The 21,872-nt window shown below is 51.9% G+C and carries 18 protein-coding genes; 9 read left to right on the top strand and 9 right to left on the bottom strand.

Annotated features, from left to right (window positions below):
* The first annotated feature begins 6 nt into the window (after positions 1-6).
* From IEV97_RS18220 to IEV97_RS18205, 4 genes are all read left to right on the top strand, one after another.
* Entirely contained in the window at positions 7-405 is a 399-nt protein-coding gene (locus IEV97_RS18220) for a DUF2721 domain-containing protein (protein WP_188502926.1), read from the top strand.
* Between the two features lie 261 nt (positions 406-666).
* Entirely contained in the window at positions 667-3,288 is a 2,622-nt protein-coding gene (locus tag IEV97_RS18215; protein ID WP_188502925.1) for a T9SS type B sorting domain-containing protein, read from the top strand.
* Positions 3,289-3,296: 8 nt separating this feature from the next.
* A complete protein-coding gene (locus IEV97_RS18210; RefSeq protein ID WP_188502924.1) occupies positions 3,297-4,307 on the top strand; it encodes a PorP/SprF family type IX secretion system membrane protein in 1,011 nt (336 codons plus the stop codon).
* 152 nt (positions 4,308-4,459) lie between these two features.
* Complete coding sequence (locus IEV97_RS18205) at positions 4,460-5,674, top strand: S-adenosylmethionine:tRNA ribosyltransferase-isomerase (protein WP_188502923.1); 1,215 nt, start codon at positions 4,460-4,462, stop codon at positions 5,672-5,674.
* A 124-nt stretch (positions 5,675-5,798) separates the two neighbouring features.
* On the opposite strand, the gene IEV97_RS18200 is transcribed toward IEV97_RS18205, so the two are convergent.
* The 4 genes from IEV97_RS18200 to IEV97_RS18185 all read right to left on the bottom strand — a co-directional run bounded on the left by IEV97_RS18200 (position 5,799) and on the right by IEV97_RS18185 (position 10,177).
* The gene (locus tag IEV97_RS18200) at positions 5,799-7,226 is read right to left on the bottom strand and encodes a M20/M25/M40 family metallo-hydrolase (RefSeq protein WP_188502977.1); all 1,428 of its coding nucleotides are present in this window, start codon (positions 7,224-7,226) and stop codon (positions 5,799-5,801) included.
* A 105-nt stretch (positions 7,227-7,331) separates the two neighbouring features.
* On the bottom strand, positions 7,332-8,327 hold the full coding sequence (locus tag IEV97_RS18195) for a DUF1028 domain-containing protein (RefSeq protein WP_188502922.1): 996 nt from the start codon (positions 8,325-8,327) through the stop codon (positions 7,332-7,334).
* 52 nt (positions 8,328-8,379) lie between these two features.
* Positions 8,380-9,417 carry a hypothetical protein gene (locus tag IEV97_RS18190; protein WP_188502921.1) on the bottom strand — a complete coding sequence of 346 codons (1,038 nt, stop codon included), beginning with the start codon at positions 9,415-9,417 and terminating at the stop codon, positions 8,380-8,382.
* Positions 9,418-9,442: 25 nt separating this feature from the next.
* Positions 9,443-10,177, bottom strand: a complete 735-nt coding sequence (locus tag IEV97_RS18185) for a hypothetical protein (protein ID WP_188502920.1) — start codon at positions 10,175-10,177, stop codon at positions 9,443-9,445.
* Between the two features lie 274 nt (positions 10,178-10,451).
* Between IEV97_RS18185 and IEV97_RS18180 the strand changes: the two genes are divergently transcribed.
* The gene (locus IEV97_RS18180; RefSeq protein WP_188502919.1) at positions 10,452-11,276 is read left to right on the top strand and encodes an NYN domain-containing protein; all 825 of its coding nucleotides are present in this window, start codon (positions 10,452-10,454) and stop codon (positions 11,274-11,276) included.
* Positions 11,277-11,376: 100 nt separating this feature from the next.
* On the opposite strand, the gene IEV97_RS18175 is transcribed toward IEV97_RS18180, so the two are convergent.
* Entirely contained in the window at positions 11,377-11,976 is a 600-nt protein-coding gene (locus tag IEV97_RS18175; protein ID WP_188502918.1) for a porin family protein, read from the bottom strand.
* A 128-nt stretch (positions 11,977-12,104) separates the two neighbouring features.
* Here IEV97_RS18175 and IEV97_RS18170 point away from each other — a divergent pair, with 128 nt between their 5' ends.
* Positions 12,105-12,701: a GNAT family N-acetyltransferase gene (locus IEV97_RS18170; RefSeq protein ID WP_188502917.1), complete on the top strand. Its 597-nt coding sequence runs from the start codon at positions 12,105-12,107 to the stop codon at positions 12,699-12,701.
* Here IEV97_RS18170 and IEV97_RS18165 read toward each other — a convergent pair.
* On the bottom strand, positions 12,667-13,770 hold the full coding sequence (locus tag IEV97_RS18165) for an AI-2E family transporter (RefSeq protein ID WP_188502916.1): 1,104 nt from the start codon (positions 13,768-13,770) through the stop codon (positions 12,667-12,669). The genes IEV97_RS18170 and IEV97_RS18165 overlap by 35 nt on opposite strands.
* 112 nt (positions 13,771-13,882) lie before the next feature.
* On the opposite strand from IEV97_RS18165, the gene IEV97_RS18160 reads away from it, so the two are divergent.
* A complete protein-coding gene (locus tag IEV97_RS18160; protein ID WP_188502915.1) occupies positions 13,883-15,199 on the top strand; it encodes a M20/M25/M40 family metallo-hydrolase in 1,317 nt (438 codons plus the stop codon).
* 772 nt (positions 15,200-15,971) lie between these two features.
* On the opposite strand, the gene IEV97_RS18155 is transcribed toward IEV97_RS18160, so the two are convergent.
* The 3 genes from IEV97_RS18155 to porX are packed head-to-tail and all read right to left on the bottom strand — an operon-like array spanning position 15,972 to position 19,202.
* Complete coding sequence (locus tag IEV97_RS18155) at positions 15,972-17,198, bottom strand: alanine dehydrogenase (RefSeq protein WP_188502914.1); 1,227 nt, start codon at positions 17,196-17,198, stop codon at positions 15,972-15,974.
* Between the two features lie 2 nt (positions 17,199-17,200).
* Positions 17,201-17,647: a tRNA (adenosine(37)-N6)-threonylcarbamoyltransferase complex ATPase subunit type 1 TsaE gene (tsaE, locus tag IEV97_RS18150; RefSeq protein ID WP_229734026.1), complete on the bottom strand. Its 447-nt coding sequence runs from the start codon at positions 17,645-17,647 to the stop codon at positions 17,201-17,203.
* Positions 17,640-19,202, bottom strand: coding sequence for a T9SS response regulator signal transducer PorX (gene porX, locus IEV97_RS18145; protein ID WP_188502913.1), 1,563 nt, complete (start codon positions 19,200-19,202; stop codon positions 17,640-17,642). The genes tsaE and porX overlap by 8 nt, the downstream gene beginning before the upstream one ends.
* A gap of 228 nt (positions 19,203-19,430) precedes the next feature.
* Here porX and IEV97_RS18140 point away from each other — a divergent pair, with 228 nt between their 5' ends.
* Positions 19,431-20,663 carry an HD domain-containing protein gene (locus IEV97_RS18140; RefSeq protein ID WP_188502912.1) on the top strand — a complete coding sequence of 411 codons (1,233 nt, stop codon included), beginning with the start codon at positions 19,431-19,433 and terminating at the stop codon, positions 20,661-20,663.
* A 139-nt stretch (positions 20,664-20,802) separates the two neighbouring features.
* The gene (gene lpxD, locus IEV97_RS18135; protein ID WP_188502911.1) at positions 20,803-21,825 is read left to right on the top strand and encodes a UDP-3-O-(3-hydroxymyristoyl)glucosamine N-acyltransferase; all 1,023 of its coding nucleotides are present in this window, start codon (positions 20,803-20,805) and stop codon (positions 21,823-21,825) included.
* The last annotated feature ends 47 nt before the right edge of the window (positions 21,826-21,872 follow it).

Below are 21,872 nucleotides of genomic sequence, written 5' to 3'. Positions count from 1 at the left end.
GGGTCCATGGAAATCACCCTAACTACTCCTGCCCTCCTGTTTCCGGCCATCTCGCTGTTGCTGCTGGCTTACACCAACCGCTTTTTGGCGCTTGCCAACCTGATCCGCAGCCTCAAAACCCGATATGCCTCCACGCAGAGCCAACTGGTGTACGGACAGATCGAGAACCTGCGCATTCGCCTAGTCCTGATCCGCAACATGCAGGCATTCGGCATTGCCAGTATGTTCGGTTGCGTGTTCTGCATGTTCATCCTCTTTGCAGGGTATAGCACAGCAGGCAAGTATACCTTCGGCCTCAGCCTTTTGCTACTCATGATCTCGCTGGCCCTGGCTTTGCGGGAGATTCTGATATCGGTAAAGGCGCTGGAGCTTGAGTTGAATGATTTGGAGGAGAATGTTGCATAGCCAGCTTTTCTCAAATAGTGTTCAAGCCAGTTGCATCATAAGATCACAGTAATTCCAGCGGCTTTAGCCACCCCCTACCCCCTCAAACTAACATCTTGGTTCCTGCAATGGCACGGTAGCGCCATTGCCTTTTTTTGTGCCCAATTTCCTCTCAATAATCAGTTTTAAAAAGAAACATTTATAAAAAAAATATGTATAGTATAAAACAAACACTATACTCTCCATTATAACTTTACAGACACTTTGCGGATCTATCCCAGTATGCGATACCGTTTACCCATACTTTTTACACTCCTGTGTATCTGTACGTCTGCCTCTGCCCTGCACCTGGCAGGCGGCGACATGGAGATCAGGCATCGCAATGGCTACCACTTCCGCTTGTTTCTGAACCTATACTTTGATGAGATCCACGGTCTGCCCGAGTACAAAGACAATGACATTAAAGTAACCATCTTCGAGAAGGGGACCAACAAGGTGATGATGACCGTTACGATGCCGCTGCGGGAAGAGAAGCTAATAAAGTACTCCATCGTTGACTGCGCCTCGGAAGAACTTAAAACATCAAAACTCCTCTACTACCAGGACATCTACCTGGACCCGGCCCTGTTCACACACCCGCAAGGATATTACGCCGTATGGGATCGCTGCTGCCGCAACCAGAGCGTAGCCAATATTGCCACACCGCAGGAGGCTGGCAATGTTTACTACTTGGAGTTTCCGGCTGTGGTCAGAAACGGGGCTTTGTTTAAAAACTCTTCTCCGGTGCTCGCCCTGCCCTTAAGTGACTATACCTGTCTGGATGAGACCTTTACCTACGATTTTCAGGCTACAGACGTGGACGGTGACCAGCTGGTGTATGACCTGGTGACCCCGCTCAATGGGAATGGCTCATCCTCTAATGAAATTCCCACCCCCAGGCCCGGTCCGTACCCGGAGATACAGTGGCTGGCAGGCTACAGCAAAGACAACGCTGTTCCGGCCACTGTTCCGCTTTCCATCGACAGCCGCACCGGTAGGCTTACGGTGCGTCCCTCCCAAAAAGGCTTGTTCACTTTTACGGTGCGTTGCCAGGAGTTCCGGAACGGGGTTAAAATAGGTGAAGTACGGCGTGATATGATCATCCTGGTTAAGGAATGCACTCTAAACAGGCCCCCCGTCCTCACAGTCAGGGAAAAAGGTAAGACAGAGGTATACAAGCCGGGGCAGGTAATTACCATCCCTCAGACAGGTCCACGATGCATCGATCTGTTCGCTACAGATCCTGACCGAAACGAAGTGCTTACCTTTACAGCAAAACCAGTTAACTTCAGTGGTAATTACTTCTCCCTGTCAGGCATGACTACTGGCAGCATCAACACGGGCTCGTCAACCGATGTACTCAAAGCCGCTCTGTGCCTGGATGCGTGCATGGATACAAATGGCCAGGTTTATATGATTGACGTGATTGTGAGCGACTATGGGGACCGGGGCTGCGGACAACCGAAACAGGATACGGTCCGTGTGAGTTTCCGGTCCGAGCCTATACCTGACCGACCACCGACCATCGCCTTCTCTACCCGCACGAAAGTGCTGGAAACCTTTGAAGCCCAAACGCTGCAATTCGAGGTAACGGGCCGAGACCCTGACAATGACCTGGTCTCACTCTCTGCCGAAGGTATAGGATTTAACCTCACAGACCATACAATTTCTTTCAGCGCCGACACCAGTCAGGGAACCTCGACAGGGAGCTTCAGCTGGCCCATCGATTGCAAGGCCATGGAGCGTGAGGTCTACCAGATTGCTTTTAAAGTGACCTCCACCCGTTGCGGACAGGAGTACACCGCCACTGATATTATTGAAATAAGGCCCAGGTATAAACCTATTCTAAACAACAAGATAACAGGGGACCAACGGCTCTGCTACGGCACCCAACCCAACACCCTTGCTGGTTCTGTTCCTACTGGTGGCAATGGTACCTATACCTATACCTGGGAGATCAGCACGCTCAATGGCATTCAAGGATTTTCTGCAGCTCCTGGTGAAAACAACAAACAGCACTACTACTCCGGGGAGCTTCAACAAACCTCCTGGTTTCGCAGGCGTGCTATGTCTGGGCCGTGCAACCAGCAAGTGAGCGAAGCAATAGTAATCACGGTGGACCCACAGCCCCTCGTCCGCCACATACCCAGTGCTGACATTTGCCGGGGCGGGAAGGCTACCCTTCATGCAGAGGCCTATACATCAGACACCGTACTTGAATGGTACAGCCAGCCGACCGGAGGCAGACCGCTGGGTAGTGGCAACAGCTTTACAACGCCTGTGCTTCAGGAGACTACTAATTACTATGTACAGGCAACGAGTAGCAGAGGGTGCCAAAGTGTGGCAAGAAAAACAGTTACCGTGCGAGTGCAGGAAGCGAAAGCCGATGCCGGGGAGGACGTATCCATTATTGAAGGTGGCAATGCCGGATTGATCGCCAGAGGCGGCGTGAACTACCAATGGTCACCAGCCGAAAGCCTGTCGGACCCCACCAGCGCTACCCCGATTGCCCGCCCTGATAAAACGACTACCTATACCCTAACCGTGACTACGCAATACGGCTGCACCGACACCGACGAGGTAACGGTTGAAGTTATTCCCCGCATCAAGCCATCGAACGCCATTACCCTGAACGGCGACGGGCTAAATGAGACCTGGTATATCGAGAATATAGAGCACTATCCGAAATGCCGTATCCAGGTGTTCACGCGCTGGGGTGCAAAAATTTTTGAATCCACCGGCTATAGTATTCCCTGGGATGGCACCCACCAGGGGAAACAACTGCCCATGGCAGCCTATTACTATATCATTGAGCTCGACGACAAAGAGAAGCCCATTACGGGCAGTATAACCCTCATCAAATAGTATAAGCTATGGCCAGACTTTTACTCATCCTGCTACTTTGTCTCACGGCCCTGAAAGGTATCGCCCAGTTTCATCCGAACTATACCCAGTATATGCAGAACAGCTTTCTGGTGAATCCGGCGGTGGCAGGTATAGAGCCATATGCGGATGTGCGGGCAGGTTACCGCAGCCAGTGGGTGGGTGTAGACGGGGCCCCGGTTTCATATTACGCTACTGTGCATGCTGCATTGGGCAAAGGCGACCGCAATACCCTCCCCTTAAACAGACTGCCGGGAGCACTTGGCAACAGTAGCAATGCCAACAAGAATAACCGCTTCTATAACCGTTCGCACCACGGACTGGGTGCCATTGTGCAAACCGACAAAGCGGGACTGCTGCGCGCCTCATCCCTCAATCTGAACTATGCCTACCATCTTCCCATGACAGATGGTATCAATTTGTCAGCAGGCGCATCGGCCGGTATCGCCCAATTTAACCTGGACCAAAACAGTGCAGTGCTGCAAAATCCCGATGACCCGTTCCTGAATGCTGATTTCAGCAACATGCTTAAGTTCGACCTGGGCCTGGGCCTATGGCTCTATGGTGAGAATTTCTATCTGGGAGCATCAGGTAAGCAATTACTTATGAATGACAAAGGCATACAGCAGCATCCTGACAGGCCATTCCTTAAAATGCTACCCCACTACTATCTGACCGGTGGACTACGCCTGCAGGCTTCCAGGGATATATCCCTTACCCCATCTTTCATGGCAAAAACAGTTTTAGGAGGCAAAGTCGCACTCGATGGAAACCTAAAAGCTACCTACAGGCAACAGTTCTGGGGTGGGGCATCCTACCGGCACCAGGATGCCGTAGCCGTTATGGTGGGAATCTATGTCAATCACCTAATAGATATCAGTTACTCACACGACATTCCTACCACCGATATGAGACGAGTGAGTGCTAACACCCACGAAGTGGTTTTGGGACTGAAGCTGAACAATCCTTACCGGATAATTTGTCCAAGATGGCTCTGGTAAGAAGCTATAGGGAGGATAAATACTGAAGGCAGTAAATATTTTTCGGGATTGCGTACCTTTGTGCCCAATCAGTTATAAGTTAAAGGTTAGGGGTAAGTAAATACAACAAAAAAACGCCCTGCTTCTAACGTTTAGCTCTTACCTCAATTACAATGCATACCAACCCGAAAAATCTGGCCATAAAGGATTTTGTGTACGAGCTGCCAGATGAGCGCATTGCCAAGTTTCCGCTGCCGGAGCGTGACCAGTCCAGGCTGCTTTATTGTAGGAATCACACCATAGCCGACCATACCTTCCAGGATTTGCCGGAGCTGTTGCCTGCGGGCAGTTTGCTGGTATTCAATAATACCAAGGTGGTACAGGCAAGGTTGATCTTCCGCAAACCAACCGGTGGCGAAGTGGAGATTTTCTGCCTCGAGCCGGTGAAGCCGCACCGCGAGGTGCAGTTGGCCATGCAACAGACACGCAGTTGCACCTGGAAATGCCTGGTGGGCAACAACAAGCGCTGGAAAGAGGGTCCGCTGAAAATATTCTTTGAGGGAGGCGTGGTAACAGCCGAGCGCGATGCGCAGCAGGACGGACACTTCCTGATCCGTTTCACGTGGACGCCTGCCGAACTGACCTTCGCCGAGGTGCTGGAGCGCTGCGGACGATTGCCGTTACCTCCCTACCTGAACCGCGAGCTTACGCCAGAAGACCGCACCCGATACCAGACCATCTACGCCCGCAACGAAGGCGCTGTGGCTGCCCCCACCGCCGGACTGCATTTTACCGACAATGTGATGAATGCCTTGCAGACCAGAGGTATAGCCAGCACTTACCTGACGCTGCACGTGGGCGCCGGCACGTTCAAACCGGTGAAGGCCGACACCATGGAAGCCCATGAAATGCACGCCGAGCAGTTGATGGTGTCGAGGCAAGTGGTGGCGCAACTGCAGCAGCACCTGGGCCGGCCGCTTATACCTGTGGGCACCACTTCGATGCGCAGTCTGGAGAGCCTGTACTGGCTGGGTGCCTTGCTGTTGCTGCAACCAGACCTGAGACCCGAAGAACTACACATCACCCAATGGCTTCCATACGATACCAAAACCCCACCTGCCGCCACAGAAGCGCTGCAAACCTTGCTCGACTACATGGACCGGCACCAGACAGAGCACCTGCACGCCAGCACGCAGATTATCATCGCGCCGGGTTATACCTTTAAGCTGTGCAACGGACTGGTCACCAACTTCCACCAACCTGAAAGCACACTACTGCTGTTAGTAGCCGCCCTGATCGGCGAGGATTGGAAAAAGGTATACCGCCACGCACTGGACCATGATTACCGCTTCCTCAGCTACGGCGACAGCTCGCTCCTGCTCCCATAAGCCCGCCATGACCTAGCGGTGTCTTTCAGAGCCGCGAGGTCTTTTGAGCAGCGCCCTTGCATTGACATAAAAAAGCCAGCTCTATCTAGGTATAGAGCTGGCTTTTTCGCTGAGCTTAAGCTGTTTACCTGCCTGCCTTGGCAGTACCTCCATTCAGGCCGTGCTCTGAAATCAGGTATACCAGGGCGGCCATACCTGCTGAGCCCAGCTGCATTTCGCGGCGGCTTACAGTCTCGAAGGTGTCGATTTCGGTGTGGTGGTAGTCGAAGTAGCGCTGTGAGTCGGGGCGCAGACCGATCAGGACCACGTTGTTCTGTCCTTTGAGCGGACCAATGTCGGCACCGCCGCCGCCACGGTTCAATTCGTGCAGGCCGTAAGGGGCCAACAGGTCTTTCCAGGAAAGTATTTTGGCGTACTGCTCGTCATTGGCATCGAAACCGAAACCGCGCGGGGTAAAGCCGCCTGCGTCAGACTCGATGGCCGCTACGTGCTTCTCACCTTTCGCTTTGGCTTCTTCGGCATACTTGCGGCCGCCGCGCAAACCGTTCTCTTCATTCATAAACATCACGGCTCGCACCGTGCGCTTCGGACGTATCCCCTGCTCTTTAAGCAGACGCAGCACCTCGATGGACTGCACACAACCGGTGCCGTCGTCATGCGCTCCTTCGCCTACGTCCCAGGAGTCAAGGTGACCGCCTACTACGACAATCTCTTCGGGTTTCTCGGAGCCTTTGATCTCACCGATCACGTTATAAGAGAGCACATCCGGACGGGTTTCGCAGGTCATGCGCATGTAGAATTTCAACTCCGGATCGCTTTTCAGCATCGCGCTCAGTTCGTCGGCACCTTTGGTGCTGATGGAAGCAGCAGGTATTTTTTCCACGTCCTCGGCATAGCGGGTGTTGCCGGTGTGCGCCACGTCCTGGATATCGTTGGCCATGGAGCGTACGAGTACCCCCACGGCACCGAGTTTAGCGGCTGCCACGGGGCCGCCGCCACGCTGGTCTACCGCGCCGCTATAGGCTGCCATGGTATGCACGTGTTTGTTATCAAATGGGCGGTTGAAGAACACGATTTTGCCTTTCACTTTCTTCTTACCCAGTTTCTCGAGCTCCTCGAAGTTCTGCACCTCGATTACCTGCGCGCTCAAGCCTTGCGTGCCGGTGCCTACCGAGCTGCCCAGCGCCAGGATGTTCACGTCCTGACTGCCGTTGCGTCCGCTCAGGATACGGCCCACTTCTTTGTCGCCGCGCACCCAGTGCGGCACCATCACCTCCTGCAGGTATACGCGGTCGAGGCCCATCTTCTCCATCACCTGGCGGCTCCACTCCACGGCGGCAGCGGCCTGCGGTGAGCCACTCAGGCGGGCACCGATGTTCTTGGTGAGGTAGCGCAGGTTCTCGTAGCTCTCGTAGCTGGTGAGGGCGTCGTCGTAAAATTTGCGGATGACGGTGGAGTCGGACTTGTAGGTGTTCTGCTGCGCCATGGCAGGTATAGCGGCTAGCATAGCTGCCCCGGCCACAAAGGCACGTAGTTTGTGTTTAAGTAACATCATCAGGTGAATAATACGTGAAAGGTTAGCGTAGATTTGTTTGGGGCTTTAAGTTAGGAAATCATTTCGAAGTACAAACAACATCCGGTATAATTCCCGCTATACCTACTTCACCTGCAACACCTTCTGCAAATTCTGCGGACTGAGTGTGAGCAAGCCTACTTCAGGCAAACGCTCGGTGAGTTCCTTCCAGTTTTTGTCTTTTTTGTATACCTCCTGCAGGATCTTGGTGGCCCCGTTGATGTCACCGTTGTTGGCCAGTGCGATGGCGTGCCAGTACTTCATTTCGAGGTTGTTCGGGTACATGGCCTGAGCTTTGCCATACTCTTGCATAGCCTTTTCCATCTGCCCTTTTTCCACAGCCAGGTCGCCGTTATTCATGTGCTCGTAGGCGCGGTATACCTTCAGGAGGCGGTCCAGTTCATCCAGCGGTTTCTCGTGGTCATCCACCCGCAGATCGATGGTCTTGTCGTCCCATGGCTGCTCGGTGGCCTTGCCGCGCACCACCACCAGCACCGCCGACTGCTTGCCTCGGATATCGCCTCCCTCACGCTCAGCTGCCTGCATGGCCAGCAACACCCGCTCGGCCAGCGGCTTGCCGGTGCTCGTTTCAAAAGCCTTCGCCATGGCCGGCCATACCTTGTTGGTAAGCATCATGTTGGCCTGCACCGAAAAATTGGTACCGATGGTGTGCCCCGCATAGCGAATGCACTGTTTGCCGGTATGGGTCGCCACCCGGCCCTGCGCATCCAGTATCGACAACTGGCGCACTTCCCGTCCCTCGTCATCGGCCAGCAAAATATCCAGCGCCTCCTGCGGCGACTTGCCTTCTTTCAGTAAAGCAAGACCGCGCAAGCCAAACGACTTGTTGGTAAAAGACTGCGTCGCCACCACGCCCACGCCTGCCTCTACCCAGGGCACGGCGGTGCCCACCGAAAACCAGTGGCTTTGCACGCCAACGGCCATCTCGCCGGTCTTTGCGTCGCGGGCTACAATCGAATAGGTATGGGCCAGGGGCTCTTCACTTTTAAACACCTGCGCCTGTGCTGAAAAATGTGTCACGGTGAGAAGGAGGGTTAAGATGGAGAATAATTTTTTCATAGGGAGTACAGTGTTTAAGTGGGTTGAGTTTTAGCTGAAGCCGCTATTCTGCTTAAATCGTCCTAAGTATATCTTCTAATGACAGCTGGCTTTCTTTAAACAGCCTGTCTTTATACCCAACGTTCAGCTTGTCGAAGAGCCTTGTCATGTTAAAGCCCGTAGCGTAAAAATACACTCCGGACTTTGGCGTCAGGTATAGCCATTCGTCCTTCTCTAATTCGTAATCTTTGAAAGCATTGTATTCATGATACGCTGAATCTGACTTTTGCAATTGAGCATCGGGCAGCTTCTGCGAAAACTTTTCGTATAGCTTCTGCTCTACATACCTGGCTGTACCCTCCAGTGTCTCGTATGTTTTTTCAACAGCTTCAATGTCAAGTTCGAGTCTCCGCTTTGTTTCACCTCTGCGAGTTCCCCTTTCTTTGAGGAAGGCTGCAAGCAGTTCTTTGATCTCATCCCGATCATCAGAAGCTAAAGCCTGCAGCAGGAATCCGTTTTCTTTGTCCACTTTTTCTTTATACCAAACATGCTCCTTGTAAAGATCTTTTAATTTACCTTTCTGAAAAGTAGCGATGCTATCGGCAAAGTACTGTAGATAGTCCTTGTGCTGAAATTGGAACCCGTGAAAATACTCATGCACGACCATGGTCACCCAGGTTTCGGTTGAAGCCACATCCTGCACGACTTTACCTGTTTCCTCCAGACTACTGCAATGCATAAAGGGTGCATAGTTATCATACGCACTGGAATCACCAAATGTGAAGTTCACTGCCATATGAAAGGGAATGCTGTCAAGGCGAGTAGCCGTTTTGTACACCGCTATATCGCTGTTCTGGAAAACTTGCCTTGGGTTATGAATCTTTAAAAACTTGCTGGTGGGATTGGCTAAAAAGGAGGAGGAGTCGGTGTAGTAGATCAAGGGAACGTCATACTGCTTGTCATCGAAGCCCGGCCAGATATCTTGTGCTATGGCCGGTTTGAGACCGAATACATAGGCTATCCTGTCAAACACTAATTGCTCCGGACTAACCAGTTTTTGAGTGCAGGAGAATGCTGCTATCCCCAGCAAAAGTAAGATTAGTCGATACATTAGTTTTAGGATATGAGGTCAAAGTTTACACAGCATTTAGCATCACTTCTAGTTCTTGAATCCAATTCTTTCTTTCATGATAGACAAAGACTCTGTCATAACAGTTTTTCAATCCAATTGAGATTCTATCGTCAGCTACTCCAGCATAGTTAGAATAAAATGTCCCTTCAATAGTCATCAAAAGCCAATTTTCATTCAAGAGGCTATGTTGTTTTGGGGCTTCTTGTTTTGCTTTATTTAGCTTATTGATTTTACCCTCAATAACAGATTCTATTCTGCTGCTTCGTAATGGACCATATGAATTACTTCTTGAGTCAAATGTTATGATTATTCCCTCTTCTACTGCCCTAAATGCTACAATCTTCTTTATTCCGAGAAAAGGGTTCATCACTAATTCGGTTCTGTTAAACCCAATCTTATCTAAATTACCTAAACAAGCATTAGCAATTACTTCGCTACACTTTTCCCTGTGTAATCCCTTGATTATTTCTGGCTCAACTCTTATAACTAAGTTATTTACACCCGATTTAGCTAATAGTTCTTTAACTCTGATGAAGATTTTACTATAGTTCTTTTCTAATCTTAATTGTGACTGATTGCTATGAATTAGTGTTACTTCTATACCAATCAACTTATCACCGATTTGCGCAATAATATCTGGAGGGTCTCCCTCCGGTTTAATTAGCTTGAATTGTATTAACCCTTTGCTTCTTAAAAAAGCATCAGTTACTCTTTTCTCTAATTCAAACTTATTAAGCATCAGATAGTAGTATACAGCTAATACAAACGTTTTAAAATATTACTTTGAAAAGTGGGTTTTCTGATAATTTGTTTTTCACTCAATGCTAAAAACCAAAAGTAATCGCTTTATCCCTATCCATTTGAATTTAAAATCCTTAAATTACATCACAATATACTCAATCTCCTCTTATATAGGGAATTCCCTACCTTCTTACAACCCATCTTCATTTCAGAAGTATAACATACCAAATTCAGTGCTGACAGGGTAACAAGACCCCGGCGCAAATCATTTTATGAGCAGACCCTTCAACGAGAAAAAACAACAGCGCATGGCCATGCTGATAGATGGCGACAATGCGCAACCGACCCTCATCGTCAAAATACTGGCCGAAGCCGGCAAATACGGTCAAACCACCATCCGCCGTATTTACGGCGACTGGACCACTCCGCAGATGAACGGCTGGAAAGAGTGCCTGAACAACCACGCCATACAGCCCATCCAGCAGTTCCGCTATACCGTGGGCAAAAACGCCACCGACAGCGCCATGATCATCGACGCGATGGACCTGCTGCACAGTCATCTGGTGGACGGCTTCTGCATCGTGTCGTCGGACAGCGACTATACCCGACTGGCGACGCGAATACGAGAGGCCGGCATTTTTGTGATGGGCATCGGGCAGCGCAAGACGCCCAAGCCCTTTGTAAACGCCTGTAACATCTTCATCTACACCGAAAACCTGACCGACGACATTAGCGAGAAGCAAATAGCGGCGGCAGACAAATCCACGCCAAACGGCAAGGAAAACCCACGGCCTAACCCGGTGCCCATGCTGAAAGAGGCTTTTGAAATGGCGGTAGGCGAAGACGGCTGGGCGCATTTGGGAGGTATAGGCACCAGCCTGCGCACCCTGGACCCTGCTTTCGACCCGCGTACCTTCGGGTATAGCCAGCTGATACAATTGATCAAGGCGCACAAAGACCTGTTCACGATCCGCAAGGAAGACGACAAAGGCTCATCAGCGGTATACGTGAAGCGACGCAGCCCGGAGAAAAGACGCAAACCCGCCAAAGCAAAAGAGACTGTGCCAGCCAGAGAAGAACGCACCGAGCGCAACTAAACCATTAGCTATACCTAATAATCCAAAAGCCTGAAAGAGTCAGTAGCAGCTCTTTCAGGCTTTTGTTTTTCCGGCATCTTATAGATGTTCGTGCAGGTTGCTAAATACTAAAGCCCACGGTCAGCGAGAAATTCCTGAACTTTCCGTCGGCAGCGTCATCATTGAACACACTGGTGAGTCCATGGGCGTACATCAGGTCCAGCTCGATCAAGCGGAGGAGTTTGATACCTATTCCGCCGTGCAGCGCAAACTGGGCATTGCGTACATGGCGGCGGCGAACATCCAGGTTGTTGTCGCTCACCCCAATGTTATAGGCAAAAGACGGGCCCGCCATCATCCGAAAAGGGATGGAGCCGCCGCTACGTTTTTGATAGTCACTCTCCCAACCCAACAGCACCGGCGCCCGGAAATAGCGGAAGCGCACCTCGTCACGCTCGCCGGAGCGCGGCTGCACCGTGCGCTGAATGGTGAGCTTGTTGTTCACAAAATCGATGCCCGGCTGCACATAGAAGCGCTCACCGATACGGGCGAAAACCCCGAATTCTGTCCCCACTCCGGCTGATTCCTCCACCAAAGTCGGATCTTTGCTGATGTTGGAGATATTAAACCCCAGCTTGGCGCCCAGATCAATGTTGTTGTCCTGTGCGGAAGCCGTAAAAATGAAGCTAAAAAAAAGCAGAAGTAGTAGCGTTTTTTTCATAGTCTTGCGATAAATATATGCGTTCATAAAAGAGTGGCAGCGATAGCCTTAATATATTTAACTGATTTATAGATCATTATGTTTAGCACACTCTTTTTTAGAAATTTACAATAGCGCCCCGCCATACCATGAGATTTGCTCCAACTTCACAACCACTGCTCGTATCCCCGGAGATAACCCTGCAAGAAGCGCAGGTGAGCGACGCCACGGCCCTCTTCCAACTCATCGACAGCGGCCGGCTATACCTACGGGAGTGGCTGCCCTTCATCGACTTCAGCCAATCCGCCGCCGACACCGAGCTATACCTGCGCAGCGTCACCACACCCGGCAACCTGCAGGACCAGGTATACACCATCCGGTTTCAGGGCAAAGTGGCGGGTATTATTGGCTACAAAACCATCGACCGCATGAACAGGAAACTGGAGATCGGCTACTGGCTGGGCGAAGGATTTCAGAAGAAGGGCATCATGATCCGATGCTGCGCCGCCCTGATTGCACAGGCGTTTGAGCAGATGCGCATGAACCGCATCCAGATAAAGGTGGGCGTGGGCAACCACAAAAGCAGCCGCATTCCGCAGCAGCTGGGCTTCAAACAGGAAGGTATAGAGCGGGACGGCGAATGGCTGCAGGGCCGGTTCATCGACCTGGAGGTATACAGTTTGCTGAAACGGGAGTGGCTGGAGAACGAAGCTAGTCCTGGCTTCGGCGGAAACGACCGATCTTAAGCTTCGGCTTTGGCTTAGGTTTAGTAGGCCGCATCCCTGTGCCCAGCAGCAGCGAAACTGGCCGCAGTTCCTCGTGCTTGTCGGCGATCAGTTTCAGAATGGCCACAAAAGGCACGAACAGGATCATGCCGGACGCTCCCCAAAGGATGCCGCCCGCCACAATGGCCAGCAAAGTGAAGAGCATGTTCACCTGCAGCCGGAAGCTCACGGCCAGCGGGAAAATCAGATTGGCCTCCAGGTACTGCACCACCGAAAACACGATGATCACCCCAACCGGGTACCACACCGAGTCGTAGGTGATCCAGGCCACGGCCATGGGCAGAATAGCCCCGATGGAGATGCCCACGTAAGGTATAAACGTGAGAATGGAGGCCACAATGCCAAAGAAGACGGCATGCGGTATACCCAACAGCAAAAGTCCGATACTGTTCAGCACCCCCACCACCGCATACACGATGATCATCCCTTTGATGAAGTTGTAATAAGTCGTAATGGTTTCCTGCAGAATGCTGCGGATCTTGCGGTGCTCTGCATGCGGGAACATGGAGAAAAGCGCGGCCGCCAATTGTTCGCGGTTGTAAAGGATAAGGGCCGCATAGAGTGGGATCAGCAGGAAAAGCACCACCGTGGTGACCGAAGCGTACAGCACTCCCCGCCCTACGTTGAGTACGGTGGAGGTCGCGTCTTTTACGAGCCCTTCCATCCAGTTGCTGCGCTGCACATCGTCCACGCCAAACTCTCGCTCCAGGTATAGCCCGAACTGCTGCCAGGCCTGCAGCAGCTTCTCCTGCAGCATAGGCCATTCCTGCCCAAAGCTGATCATTTGTCGCACCAGCAGCCAGGTCAGCCCGCCCATCACCACGAGCAGGGTCAGCAGACAAAACAGGATGGCGCCCCAACGGTTCCAGCCACGGACTTCCAGCCACTTGACGATCGGGTAAAGGATAAAGCTGATCAGGAGCGAAAAGCTGAGCGGAACAAAAAGTGTACGTCCGAAGTATAGCAAGGCCGCCACCAGCAAAATGTATTGCAGCAACTTTAGCCAGTTTACTTTGGAGCTCTTTTCCATATTTCGCTATATTGGGTTGCTGTTTCCGTACAATTGCATGCAGCGACAGCGATTACCCCGACAATATTCCCAAAAAAACATCAAAATCCTAATCGTATACACCGCTATACCCATGACACGCCAAAAGCTATTTGCTACTGCCTTTTCCCTCTTACTCGGAGCTTCACTCTCCGCGCAGGATCTCTCCGTTATAAACCAACAGGAGGCCACCCGCATGCTGCAAACCCTCAGCCACGACAATATGCAGGGCCGCGCCACCTTTACGGCAGGTATAGAAAAAGCCGCTGATTTTATTGAGGAAGAGTTTCACGCGGCCGGGCTTGTGCCGCTCAATGGCAACAGTTCCAGCCAGGCACCGTCCTACCGCCAGACCTTCTATGTGCACCGCCTCACGCCCAGCCAGACAGAGGTAAAACTGGGCAAGAAGACAATTGCGCCAGAGCACCTGTTCGTCAACACGGCGCACGAAGCATTCAGCTGGAAACACAAAAACAAGGTCAACATCATTTCTATACCTGAAGGTGAAAATTTCAGAGCCGCTTTCGCAAAAGCGAACGCAGGAGAGCAGGACGCAATCGTGCTCGTGCATCCGAGTCATGCCGAAGCTTTCGCCAACTACAGAGGCTACTTTGCAAGAGGTGGCGTGAAGAAAGAAGTAGGGACCGGGGCCAGCAAGGTATACGTGCTCACTGACCAGGCAGCCCCGAAGAAGTATGAGGTGAAGTTTGCAAACAAAGTAGAAAAACTGCCGCTTTCCAACGTGGTGGGCATGATCGAAGGCAAGCGCAAAAACGAGTTTGTGGTCTTCTCCGGCCATTATGATCACATCGGTTTCCACCATTCCATCGATGGCGACAGCATTGCCAACGGCGCCGACGACGACGCCTCCGGCACTACGGCCATGATGATGCTGGCCCGCTACTACAAAGAGCAGCCGCAACCGGAGCGCACCCTGATCTTCGCCGCTTTCACAGCCGAAGAGATCGGTGGCCACGGCTCCCGCTACTTCTCCGAGCAGCTCAACCCCGACCAGATTATGGCCATGTTCAACATCGAAATGGTGGGCAAGCCCTCCAAGTTCGGCCCGAACAGCGCCTACCTCACCGGTTATGAGAAGTCTGACCTGGGCAAAATGATGCAGAAGCGCCTCGAAGGCACCACCTACAGCATCCACCCCGACCCCTACCCGGAGCAAAACCTCTTCTACCGCTCCGACAATGCCACGCTTGCCCGTTTAGGCGTGCCGGCGCATACCATCTCGTCGGTGCAGATTGATCAGGATAAAACCTACCACACTGTGAAAGACGAGTTCGAGCTACTCGATATGCCGCACTTCACCAGCATGATCCGCGCCATTGCGCTTGCCGCGCAGGGTGTTGTTTCTGGGGAAGATACACCGATGCGGGTTGATAAGGCGTTGGTGAAGTAAGGATGTTGAATTAACCTCCCCCTAATCCCCTCTTAAAAACAGGAGGGGATTTTTTTTCTACTTCTATCCAGTCTGTCATCCTGAAAGTATCTTGGTTGAATGGAGGTCAAGCAGCTGCAATAACACACCCCTTCACCTCTCGAGAAGGGAATTTTCTACTACCCAATCACAGGTATAATTTCTGTGGCTTTAGCAGTTATATTGCAATATCGGGTCCAACCACCCCTGCCCCTCCTTATCCAAGGAGGGGAGTCTGTAACCGCCAGTTCAATGGTGTAGCTTCATAGCAGCAGTTTCATGGGCACGATTGTCATCCCCCTGTCCCCTTCGAAGGGGGACTTTCCCACCGTTGCCAGTGTCAGGTATAAGCGTTGTAGTTTCTATCACATACCACTCGCACCACTGGCAGGTATAGCAGGCTAACTCGCACGTCCACTACGAAGCAGAAAGCAGTTCACGGTGCACTCTTGACGATTTTGTGTTTGAGCGGTCAGCGAGTTTAAAATCGTCTTGATTTTTTTGCTTACTGGGGGTAGGGGCCCTCTTTCTTTTCATCAAGGAAAAAAGTGAGTGCCCGCCGCACAGGCGAAGCTACAAAGCAACGTAGCTTGCTATACCTGGGCCAGAGGCCCCTCCATAGCAGACACGAGCGAGGACGCTCGCGCTATACAAGCTATACCTGCAACGGCAGCAATTGCTACAAAGCAAAACAGGTCCCGCCTATACCTAGACGGGACCTGTTCTGTTATACCTAATAGCTATACGCTATACCTTAATTCCTCACTGCAATCATCAACCCCAGCTCCTTGTACCGCATCCCGAACTTCTTAGCGATCTGCGAATTCGTCAGACTGCCTTTGTAGATGTACACGCCGCTGCGGTAATGCTCGTTCATAAACAGCACTTCGTTGATGCCTCCGAATTTGGAGATCTCCGTGAAGATTGGCGTGAAGATATTGCTAAGGGCAGTAGAAGCGGTGCGAGGTACGCGCGAGGCAATATTCGGCACGCAATAATGGATGATGTCGTATTTGCGGAAGATCGGGCGGCTGTGCGAAGTCAGCTCGGAAGTCTCAAAACAGCCTCCCTGGTCAATGCACACGTCGATGATGATGGAACCTGGGTTCATCTGGGCGACTACCTCCTCCTCGACCATGCAGGCCATGCGTCCTTCTTCTGCTACGAGCGCACCAATCACGACATCCGCGTTTTTGAGCTCGTTGTGCAGGATGGTCTTGTCGAGTGTAGAAGTAAAGATCGGCTGGCCGATGTTATGCTTCAGGCGGCGCAGCTTGTAGATGTGGTTATCGAACACCTTCACTTCTGCACCCAGTCCCAGGGCGGCGCGGGCGGCGTATTCGGCTACGGTACCGGCACCCATGATCACCACTTTGGACGGGGCCACACCGGTTATACCTCCCAGAATAATGCCCTTGCCATCGTTGCTACTACTCAAATACTCGGCCGCAATCAGCATGGAAGAACTGCCGGCAATCTCGCTCATGGCACGCACCACTGGCTTCGACTCCGACTTGTCGCGGATCAGCTCGAAGGAAATGGCGTTTATCTTTTTGCGGAGAAGGGCGTTGATGTACTCAGAGGTCAGGTTGCCGAAATGCAGGGCGGAGATTAGCGTCTGGCCGGGGCGCAGGTACTCGATCTCGTCATAAGTGGGCGGTGCGATCTTAAGGATAATGCCGGCTTCGTATACCTCTTTTACAGAGTACACAATACGGGCACCCGCTTCAGAATAGTCGTTGTCGGAGTACTTGGATGGACTGCCGGCGCCGGTTTCGACCCAGATTTCGTGCCCCTGGTCGGTGAGCTGTTTTACGGCGTTCGGAGTGAGGCCAATGCGGTTCTCCTGGAACGACGACTCTTTCGGGAGCCCGATAAACAGGCTCTTGTATCGCTCCTCCACAGCCAGCATCGACTCCTTTGGGTAAAGGGCCTGACTGGCCGCCAGCTTTCCTAATTCAACGGCGAATCTCTCCGTCATGCTCATACGCGGTTTATGGTCATGGTGCGCTCCTCGCCTTCAGCGGCGGGCTGCAGCTTTACCAGCAGGTAATGCTCCGGCAACAGGTTTGGGATCATAGACGGCCACTCGATCAGGCAGGTACGGCCAGAGTCAAAGTACTCCAGCGCCCCGATGCCGAGCGCCTCACGCTCCTCGTTAATCCTATAAAAGTCAAAATGGTAAATTAGGTTCCCTTTGGCCGTTTCGTACTCGTTCACAAGCGCGAAGGTCGGGCTACTCACGTTCTCCTGCACGCCCATCTGGCGGCAGAGTTCTTTTATGAGCGTTGTCTTTCCGGCTCCCATCGGGCCTTCAAACAAAATAATGGGCTCTTCGCGGGACTCCTCCAAAAGCACAGAAGCCGCCGCCGGCAAATCAGCCAACGACGACATCTTGATACTTGCCTTCTCCACTCCTATGTTATGCATTCTTAGGCGTCAGCGTAATAAAAGGTATAATACACTCCTCCAGCGACACCCCTCCGTGCTGGAAAGTGTCTTTGTAGTAATTCACGTAATAGTTATAATTGTTCGGGTAGGCGAAGAAGTAATCTTCGATCGCAAATACAAACGTAGTGGAAACGTTGGCCTTTGGCAAGAAAAATCGTTCGGGCTTGCGCACCGTGAACACATCTTTGTCGGTGTAGCCGAGGTTCTTACCATGCTTATACCTGAGGTTGGTGTTGGTCTGGCGGTCGCCGATGATCTTGAAAGGACGCTTCACCCGGATCGTGCCGTGGTCAGTCGTGATGATTAGGCGGGCCTTGCGGTCGGCGATCAGCTTCAGCATCTCGAACAGTGGTGAGTGGATGAACCATGAGCGCGTGATGGAGCGGTAGGCCGACTCATCCGGCGCCAGTTCGCGCACCATGTTGCTGTCCGTGCGGGCATGCGAGAGCATATCCACGAAGTTGTACACGATCACGTTCAGCTTGTTGTTGTCGAGGTTGTTGAACTTGCTGTTCAGGTCCTTGCCAGCCGCCGGGTTCGTAATTTTATGGTAACTGTGCTTGTCCGTTATGCGGTTTTGCTGCAGTTGAATTTCCAGGAAATCCGGCTCGTTCAGGTTTTTACCTTCCTCCTCGTCATCGCTCACCCACAGGTTCGGGTATTTTTTCATGATCTCGGTCGGCATCATACCTGAAAAGATTGCGTTACGGGCGTAGGCCGTGGTGGTAGGCAGAATGGAATAAAACATCTCCTCTGTGTCCACCGTGAAGTATTCGGAGATAAGAGGCTCCAACACCTTCCACTGGTCGTAGCGCAGGTTATCGATCAGCACGAAGTAAACGGGCTTGTCCGACTCCTTCATCATCGGGAAAACCCGCTCCCGGAACAGCTGGTGCGACATCATCGGCGCGTCGTCCGATTCTTTGTTGATCCAGTCTTCGTAGTTGTCCATGATGAACTTGGCGAAGTTGGAGTTGGCCTCGTCCTTCTGCATGTTGATCACATCGGCCATGCTTTTGTTCTCGGTCTCGTCGATCTCCAGCTCCCAGTACACGAGTTTTTTGTAGATATCAGCCCACTCGCCCGGGCTCAGGCGCTCGCCAAAGGCCATACCCAGCTGGCGGAAGTCGCGCTGGTAGCTCATGTTGGTTTTCTCAGACACCAGACGCTTGTTTTCCAGCGTCTTTTTCACAGAAAGCAAAATCTGGCTTGGGTTCAGCGGCTTGATCAGGTAATCGGATATTTTGGAGCCGATGGCCTCCTCCATGATGTGCTCCTCCTCACTCTTCGTGATCATGATCACGGGCATGGCCGGACGGATGGTTTTGATCTCGTTCAGCGTCTCCAAACCGCTGATGCCGGGCATGTTTTCGTCGAGGAACACCACGTCGTAGGATTGTTCCTGCACTTTCTCGATGGCGTCAGTTCCGCTGTTCACGGGGGTAATGTCGTAGCCTCTTTCTTCGAGGAAAAGAATGTGTGGCTTGAGTAGGTCGATTTCGTCATCGGCCCATAAAATCGTATATCTTTGCATAGTTTTATTTGTTGCGCGCTGTTACTAAATAGCTTGGTTTTAATCGGTTACAAAGCAGTAAGACCTCAGCAGGTATAATTTGTTTACTATACCTGCACCCGAAAGTTACCGATTGCCTGCACACAAACATAAGGGTGCAGATGGCGGTTGAGGCATTAGGCTGATCCGGCTACTGCCCGGGCAACCGATTAACGATTAGCAATTTAACAATTAAAAACCTCGGTTTTTGTGAATAAGAAAAAAATATTAAACGACCCTGTATACGGTTTCATCACGGTGCCGTCTGAATTGCTGTTCGACATCATCGACCACCCCTACTTTCAGCGCCTGCGCCGGATCAAGCAACTGGGACTGACCGAGATGGTATACCCGGGCGCTCTGCATACCCGTTTTCACCATGCCCTGGGGGCCATGCACCTCATGAACTTGGCCCTGAACACGCTGCGCGGCAAGAATAACGAGATTTCCGATGCCGAGTTTGAGGCCTCGCTGATTGCCATCCTGCTGCACGATGTGGGGCATGGACCTTTTTCGCATGCGCTGGAGACGGCTATTTTCCAGGAAGTGCACCACGAGCACCTCTCACTGCACATCATGCACTTGCTTAACGAAGAGTTTGGCGGCAGATTGAGCCTTGCCATCAAAATTTTCACGGATACTTATGAGCGTCGCTTCTTCCACCAGCTGGTTTCAAGCCAGCTCGACGTGGACCGCCTCGATTACCTGAACCGCGACAGTTTCTATACAGGTGTATACGAAGGAAAGATCGGTGCCGACCGTCTGATCAAAATGCTCGACGTGGCCAACGACAAACTGGTGGTGGAGGAAAAGGCCATTTACAGCATCGAGAACTTCCTGGTGAGCCGCCGCCTGATGTACTGGCAGGTATACCTGCACAAAACCGTGATCAGCGCCGAGCACATGGTGTTACGCACCGTGCAGCGTGCCCGCGAGCTCCTGCAGCAAGGCATAGACGTGCCGGCCAGCCCCTGCCTCAAGTTCTTTTTGTCCTCCAACCTTACTCTGGAAGACTTCCAGAGAGACGGCAGTATCCTGGAGCGCTTTGTTTCGCTGGACGACCACGACGTATGGAGCGGTATAAAAGAGTGGTCCTCCCACCCCGACCCGGTCATCTCCTATCTTTCCAAAAGCATCCTCAACCGCAAGCTGTTCAAGGTATACATCTCCAGCAAACCGATTGACGAAGAGATGATGCTGGGTATAAGCGAACTGGTGATGGACCGCTTCCAGGTGCACCCGGAAGACGTGAAATACCTGATGATCTCGGGCCGCATCAGCAATAACGCCTACCAGGCCGAGGGGCAGTCGATTGATGTGCTGACCAAAACAGGCTATGTCGTAAACGTGGCCGACGCCTCGGACCTGCCCAACATACAGGCGCTGAGCAACAAAGTGGAGAAATACTTTGTCTGTTATCCAAAGGAAGTGGCAGCTTTATAGAAACCGGCTATAGGATTTGCACGGGATTTGCTTGTCCTCTCCATAATCTACGGCAGAATATGCCATGCAGCGTTAAGTTTTTGTTAATTTTGCGCCCCCGAAGCTTAGCACAATTTATTATTTGCTCTAATTTTACAAGATGGAATTCACTATTCAACAGATTGCAGACCTTTTGAAGGGAGAAGTTGAAGGAGACAATACAGTAAAGGTCAGCACATTAGCCAAAATTGAAGAGGCCCAAACAGGGGCGCTCGCGTTTTTGTCTAACCTAAAATATGAACCATTTCTTTACACAACCGGAGCAAGTGCGGTGATCGTATCGGATAAACTGGAGCTAAAAAAGCCTGTTTCCGCCTCACTTATCCGTGTAGCAGATCCCTATTCCAGTTTCTCAACCCTGTTGGCTTATTACCAGCAGGCTGTGCTGGCCGCCAAGGTAGGCGTGGAAGAGCCCTGCTTTATCGGAGCCGGCAGCGAAATAGGCGAAGGCCATTACCGGGGCGCTTTCTCTTACATTGGCAACAATTGCAAAATCGGCCAGAATGTGCGCATTTACCCGCAGGTATACATCGGCGACAATGTGACTATCGGCGACAACACCACTATTTTCGCAGGAGCAAAGCTGTACGCCAACACCGTGGTGGGCGCCAACTGTACCCTGCATGCCGGCGTGGTGCTGGGCAGCGACGGCTTCGGCTTCGCGCCACAGGCTGACGGTACTTACAAAAATGTGCCGCAAATCGGCAATGTGGTACTGGAAGACGACGTGAACATCGGCGCCAACACCACCATCGACTGTGCCACCATGGGCTCTACCATTATCCGCAAAGGCACCAAAATCGACAACCTCGTGCAGGTTGCCCACAATGTGGAAGTTGGTCAGCACACCGTCATCGCCTCGCAAACAGGTATATCCGGATCTACCAAGATAGGTAACAACTGTGTGATTGCCGGGCAGGTAGGCATCGTGGGCCACATCAGCATCGCCGACAAAACTACCATTGGCGCGCAGTCAGGCGTGTCCAAGTCCGTGAAAGAGTCGGGCACTGTCATCCAGGGCTCTCCCGCCTTCGACTACAAACAGAACCTCAAAGCCATCACCGTGTTCCGCAAGTTGCCGGAATTACAGCGCGTATTAGACGAACTGAAAGAGAAGAATTAAGATTTCCGCTGTCCCGTGCCAGCAATTAAAATTGGCAGGCAGTGTAT

This window comes from Pontibacter amylolyticus (assembly GCF_014638845.1).
In the GTDB taxonomy this organism is placed as follows: domain Bacteria; phylum Bacteroidota; class Bacteroidia; order Cytophagales; family Hymenobacteraceae; genus Pontibacter; species Pontibacter amylolyticus.
This window is presented reverse-complemented; position numbering and strand designations above follow the sequence as displayed.

Coding starts and splice junctions, on each gene's coding strand:
- IEV97_RS18220 (WP_188502926.1), top strand. CDS start 7: ATGGAAATCACCCTAACTACTCCTGCCCTCCTGTTTCCGGCCATCTCG.
- IEV97_RS18200 (WP_188502977.1), bottom strand. CDS start 7,226: ATGTTACTTAAACACAAACTACGTGCCTTTGTGGCCGGGGCAGCTATG.
- lpxD (WP_188502911.1), top strand. CDS start 20,803: ATGGAATTCACTATTCAACAGATTGCAGACCTTTTGAAGGGAGAAGTT.
- porX (WP_188502913.1), bottom strand. CDS start 19,202: ATGCAAAGATATACGATTTTATGGGCCGATGACGAAATCGACCTACTC.
- IEV97_RS18165 (WP_188502916.1), bottom strand. CDS start 13,770: ATGGAAAAGAGCTCCAAAGTAAACTGGCTAAAGTTGCTGCAATACATT.
- IEV97_RS18160 (WP_188502915.1), top strand. CDS start 13,883: ATGACACGCCAAAAGCTATTTGCTACTGCCTTTTCCCTCTTACTCGGA.
- IEV97_RS18170 (WP_188502917.1), top strand. CDS start 12,105: ATGAGATTTGCTCCAACTTCACAACCACTGCTCGTATCCCCGGAGATA.
- IEV97_RS18190 (WP_188502921.1), bottom strand. CDS start 9,417: ATGTATCGACTAATCTTACTTTTGCTGGGGATAGCAGCATTCTCCTGC.
- IEV97_RS18210 (WP_188502924.1), top strand. CDS start 3,297: ATGGCCAGACTTTTACTCATCCTGCTACTTTGTCTCACGGCCCTGAAA.
- IEV97_RS18175 (WP_188502918.1), bottom strand. CDS start 11,976: ATGAAAAAAACGCTACTACTTCTGCTTTTTTTTAGCTTCATTTTTACG.
- IEV97_RS18185 (WP_188502920.1), bottom strand. CDS start 10,177: ATGCTTAATAAGTTTGAATTAGAGAAAAGAGTAACTGATGCTTTTTTA.
- IEV97_RS18155 (WP_188502914.1), bottom strand. CDS start 17,198: ATGACGGAGAGATTCGCCGTTGAATTAGGAAAGCTGGCGGCCAGTCAG.
- IEV97_RS18215 (WP_188502925.1), top strand. CDS start 667: ATGCGATACCGTTTACCCATACTTTTTACACTCCTGTGTATCTGTACG.
- IEV97_RS18205 (WP_188502923.1), top strand. CDS start 4,460: ATGCATACCAACCCGAAAAATCTGGCCATAAAGGATTTTGTGTACGAG.
- IEV97_RS18180 (WP_188502919.1), top strand. CDS start 10,452: ATGAGCAGACCCTTCAACGAGAAAAAACAACAGCGCATGGCCATGCTG.
- tsaE (WP_229734026.1), bottom strand. CDS start 17,647: ATGCATAACATAGGAGTGGAGAAGGCAAGTATCAAGATGTCGTCGTTG.
- IEV97_RS18195 (WP_188502922.1), bottom strand. CDS start 8,327: ATGAAAAAATTATTCTCCATCTTAACCCTCCTTCTCACCGTGACACAT.